This is a genomic window from Cryobacterium sp. Hb1 (assembly GCF_004403585.1).
GTDB lineage: Bacteria > Actinomycetota > Actinomycetes > Actinomycetales > Microbacteriaceae > Cryobacterium > Cryobacterium lyxosi.
In genome coordinates this window covers 1-4,656 of record NZ_SOHI01000040.1, presented here as the reverse complement: position 1 = coordinate 4,656, position 4,656 = coordinate 1, and the positions used below count along the sequence as shown (strand labels likewise).

General features: G+C 63.8%; 4 protein-coding genes. 2 read left to right on the top strand and 2 right to left on the bottom strand.

Translation table 11 applies throughout. The features are described 5' to 3' along the window. Positions 1 to 331 precede the first annotated feature (331 nt). Positions 332 to 496 carry a hypothetical protein gene (locus tag E3T38_RS16840; RefSeq protein ID WP_166786094.1) on the top strand — a complete coding sequence of 55 codons (165 nt, stop codon included), beginning with the start codon at positions 332 to 334 and terminating at the stop codon, positions 494 to 496. A 43-nt stretch (positions 497 to 539) separates the two neighbouring features. After that, a complete protein-coding gene (locus tag E3T38_RS16500; RefSeq protein WP_134549190.1) occupies positions 540 to 2,489 on the top strand; it encodes an ABC transporter ATP-binding protein in 1,950 nt (649 codons plus the stop codon). A 110-nt stretch (positions 2,490 to 2,599) separates the two neighbouring features. Here the strand turns inward: E3T38_RS16500 and E3T38_RS16495 are convergent, their stop codons facing one another. Both E3T38_RS16495 and E3T38_RS16490 read right to left on the bottom strand, forming a co-directional pair. Then, the gene (locus E3T38_RS16495) at positions 2,600 to 3,067 is read right to left on the bottom strand and encodes an SRPBCC family protein (protein WP_134549189.1); all 468 of its coding nucleotides are present in this window, start codon (positions 3,065 to 3,067) and stop codon (positions 2,600 to 2,602) included. Between the two features lie 100 nt (positions 3,068 to 3,167). Beyond that, complete coding sequence (locus tag E3T38_RS16490) at positions 3,168 to 3,692, bottom strand: hypothetical protein (RefSeq protein ID WP_134549188.1); 525 nt, start codon at positions 3,690 to 3,692, stop codon at positions 3,168 to 3,170. Positions 3,693 to 4,656: the final 964 nt, after the last annotated feature.

Genomic DNA, 4,656 nt, shown 5'->3' with positions numbered 1-4,656 from the left:
TTTTCTTCGTCACAGCATCAAGTGTCGTCATCACGGCACCTTTCCCGCCAGACCCACGTCCAGCGCGTCAGGCCAGAAACACCGTTTAAGAGACAGTCCAAACCAGACCGTTTCGTGAACAGTTTCGCGAACGGCCTTTTCTGTCGGGCTGACAGGATTCGAACCTGCAACCCCTTGGAGGTTTTTGCCTTCATTATGTCGTTGCCGACTGTCTCCAAAAAACCCGCGGATTCCCTTGTGTTTACAGGGAACCGGGCGGTTCGCTGCCTCCAATTGTACGTCATCGTTTTGGGTCATTCAGTGATGAATGTGATGGGTAAATGATGACCTTGTGAACCGCTTTTGGCGGGCGTATTTCATTGCCAACGCTGACCGGCGCACCGCGCGTCACCTCGGCAGCCGCGTTGCAAACACCGCCCACACGTTCGTTGCCGAGAGCCGTTTCATGAAAAAACCCCGGTTCGCCGCCGCTGGGGAGAACCCCGAGCTCGGGTAACTCGCCATCTAAACTTGGCCTGGTACCCACGGAAGGAACCATCATGAGCATGGAAGGCGCGGCCTGGAGCTCGCTGCAAAAGATCTCGAGCGCCAGGGACGGCAAACACGGCTTCTCCCGTGAGTCCGTGCGGCGGATCATGACGTTCGCGGTGCCCTACCGGTCCAAGCTGCTGATCTTCATCACCCTCTCCACCGTGGGAGCTTTCCTCGCGGTCGCGACGCCGGTACTCGCCGGCCAGGTAGTCGACGTCATCGTCGCCCAGGGCGCGGTCAGCACAATCGTTTGGCTCGCCGTCGTCATCGCCCTCGTGGCCGTGGCCGACGCCGCCGTGTCACTCGTGACGCGCTGGTACTCGGCGCGGATCGGCGAAGGCGTGATCCTGGACCTCCGCACCGCCGTCTTCAACCACGTGCAGAAGATGCCGATCGCGTTCTTCACCCGCACACGAACGGGCGCCCTCGTGAGCCGCCTCAACAACGATGTGATCGGCGCTCAGCAGGCCTTCAGCGGCACGCTGTCCGGCGTGGTCACGAACCTGGTGGCGCTGATCCTCACCCTGATCGTCATGCTCAGCACGTCCTGGCTCGTGACGGTTCTCGCCGTGATCATGCTCCCCATCTTCCTGGTGCCCGCCCGCCGCATGGGCAGCCGCCTCGCCGCGCTCCGCCGCGAGGCCGCCGACCACAATTCCGCCATGAGCACGCAGATGACCGAGCGCTTCTCAGCGCCCGGCGCCACCCTCGTCAAGCTGTTCGGCCGGCCCGACGAGGAGGCCGAAGAGTTCCGCGTCCGCGCCGCCCGTGTCCGCGACATCGGGGTGCGCACCGCGATGCTGCAGTTCGTCTTCTACACCGCCCTGATGCTCGTCTCCGCTCTCGCCCTCGCGCTCGTGTACGGGCTCGGCGGCGCCCTCGCACTAGCCGACCAGCTGAATACCGGCGACGTGGTCACCCTGGCGCTTCTCCTCACCCGCCTCTACGCGCCGCTCACCAGCCTGGCCAACGCACGGGTGGAGATCATGAGCGCGGTGGTCAGCTTCGAGCGCGTCTTCGAGGTGCTCGACCTTGACCCGCTCATCAAGGAGAAGCCCGACGCCGTCGCCGTTCCCGAAGGCCAGGTGGCCGTCGAGTTCGACAACGTGCGCTTCGCCTACCCGTCCGCGGACAAGGTGTCCCTCGCCTCTCTCGAGGAGGTTGCCACGCTCGACACCCGCGGCGGCGAGGAGGTGCTGCACGGCGTGTCCTTCAGGATCGAGCCGGGGCAGACCGTTGCCCTCGTTGGTTCGTCCGGTGCCGGCAAGTCCACGATTGCGCAGCTTCTCGCGCGCTTGTACGACGTCGACAGCGGCGCCGTGCGCCTCGCGGGGGCGGATGTCCGCGATGTCACTTTCGCCTCCATGCGCCACACCCTGGGCATGGTGACCCAAGACGGCCACCTGTTCCACGAGACCATCCTCTCCAATCTGCGCCTCGCGAGGCCGGAGGCGTCCGACGACGAGGTGTGGGACGCCGTCCGCCGTGCGCGGCTCGAGCCGCTCATCCTGTCCCTGCCCGACCAGCTGAACACCATGGTGGGCGAACGTGGCTACCGATTGTCCGGGGGTGAGCGCCAGCGGATGACCATCGCGAGGCTCCTGCTCGCCCAGCCGCGCGTCGTCATCCTCGACGAGGCGACGGCGGCGCTGGACTCGACGTCTGAGGCCGCCGTGCAGGCGGCGCTCAGCGAGGCGCTCAAGGGACGGACAGCGATGGTGATCGCACACCGCCTCTCCACCATCCGCAGCGCGGACCTAATCCTCGTGGTTGAGGACGGCTCGATCGTGGAGCGCGGTACGCACGAGGAACTGCTGGCTGTGAGTGGGCGGTACGAGGAATTGCACCGGACCCAGTTCGCCGTGCAGAAGAATGTTGCGGCGGATGCGGATGCGGATGCGGATGCGGATGCGGATGCGGATGCGGATGCGGATGCGGAAGCGCTAAGCGGGATCTAGTCACTGAGCACTTCGCCACCATGCGGTCCGGCGCCTGAGCCGGACGACCGACGAGTCGGTGGCGCTGGTAATCACGGCCGCGTAACCGACTCCGGCCCGGTGGCCTCACGTCAAGCGCGGGCGGAGCGCGACGTGAGTTGGCGAAGGGTGGCTTCGATGCCGGCGGCGTTCTGCCGAGGAAAGCCGAGCAGCTCGTAGACCTTTCCCTGAACGACTGGAACGGTGCTGTAGTCAAACGTCTCAGTAACGCGCGTAGACGTGGGCGTGAGCGGCGTGAGTTCCCAGCGCCACCGGTGTCCCGCGGGGTGACGCCACTCTACAAGCCGACCGTCTTCGATGCGCGTCACCGTGCTGGTGATGCGATACGGGACGCCGAACTGCTTCATCGCTACCGAGAATTTTGCGCCCTGGGTGAGCCGCCGCGGCCCCGACACCGTACCGCCGACGGTGCCCGAGCCGTCCAGTTCACCGTGACGGTGCGGATCCGCCACCAACGCGAAGATGTCTTCGGCCGAAGCCGGCACCTCAACAGTGCGCGCGACTTGGCGAGGCCCTTGCTCAACCTGTTCGACCGTCATACTGCTCAGCCTAGGTGGGGGCTGTCTCTTAGACGGTGTTTCCGGCCTGACGCGCTGCACGTGGGTCTTTCGGGAGCGGCGTCGATGCAACGAATTGCCGCTACGCGGGGTCGACAAGGGCGCCGTCATCCTCGTCGCCCCAAGACTCAACAAGCGTGATTCGCCCGCGCGAATCGCGAATCGAAAGCACGAGCGCAATGATCGCGGTCGCGATTCCGATAACGCCCAGGGGGTTCGCGATACCAATAGCGATATCCAACGCAGGCTGTGTGGGTCCGCTGATGATTGTCTGCAAACCGCGAGGTGTTGAATCTGGAAGCGTGAGTCCCAACAAGAGTCCGATAACGCCTGATGCAAGGAAAAACACGTATGTTATCGCGCGAGTTTCGAACCCTCGACGTGCCGTGCGTCGTACCGCGAGCCCCGTGATCACCAGCAAGGCGGCAAAAATCACACCCAGCGTCGCCGCGTAGATGATGGTGAGGTCGCCACCGATCCCGAAGAGGTGGCGGCCGAAAGAGATCCACGCGGCCACCGCGATACCAGCAACCACGACCACGCCACCCATGTGCCCTGAGCGCGAGGCACCAGGCGTCGCGCGAACTCGAATTACGCTGTAGGTCATCACGCGCTCTCAATCACTGTGCTCGTTACAACCGTAGCCATGGAAGTGCTTGCGCGTGCGCACCTCCACAGATTCTAGCAAGATGCCGCAAGCTTGAGTTTCATCCTTTCCGTGCTCTGCTACCGCGACGATCTCAGCGTCGACGGCGCCGGCTTGCACTCTCAGCAGCATCCTGAATGGCGCGGTTCAAGTCGACGATCAAACGCAGGGCGGGAGCCCACTTGTTGTCCAGCAATAGTGTGTCCGAACGGACCAACCCACTCAGAGCGAGGAGGACATTCGCAACCGCCCGGGGTGATTCGCAGACCTGTCGGACGCACTCGGTGATGTCGTGCCCTTCATCGATGGTCCGAATCATCTCGACCGTCTCCACGACAGTACGGTCGACAATTCGGACGTGAAATGCTTCCGGTTTGCGAGCCCGTCTGTCGTCGTACGCTGCTGTGCGGCAGCCAGGTCCACAAAAGACGCGCGGTCGTCCGGTGCCCGCGGCCGGCGGCAGCGCTGCGCCACACCGGACGCACTGGGTCGAGGTCATCCGTCGGTTGGTGAATTTCTGCAGGTCGCTCATACTCAGGAGGAGCGCCAGGCTGCACGGTTTCGTCACCGACGAAACGGCCGGGTCCTCGATCTGCAAGAGGCGTGGCAATTCAGATTGGAGTCGGGGCGGTCACTGGAGTCGCGGATTTTGAGCACAAGCCCGAGTCGTCGATTTCGCTACCTTTCGCCGAGATTGTGTCCCTGACCACCGATACCCTTTCGGTGTTGTCGTACCGGACCGAGCACACTGCGACCCCGGACGGCCGCATCGCGTGCGGTCGCCGTAAGAAGGGCGAACAATATCCGGGGTGGACCTGCCTCAGCTCTGTTAACGCTGGGCCAAAACGGGGCCAATAGTGCCGTTTGAAAACAGGACCACTATCTGTGTTTTCTACTATGCCGTATCAGCGGCGGGCTGGTGGCT

Excerpts from the sequence above, each read along its gene's own strand:
- E3T38_RS16500 (WP_134549190.1), top strand. The coding sequence starts at position 540 with ATGAGCATGGAAGGCGCGGCCTGGAGCTCGCTGCAAAAGATCTCGAGC.
- E3T38_RS16495 (WP_134549189.1), bottom strand. The coding sequence starts at position 3,067 with ATGACGGTCGAACAGGTTGAGCAAGGGCCTCGCCAAGTCGCGCGCACT.
- E3T38_RS16490 (WP_134549188.1), bottom strand. The coding sequence starts at position 3,692 with ATGACCTACAGCGTAATTCGAGTTCGCGCGACGCCTGGTGCCTCGCGC.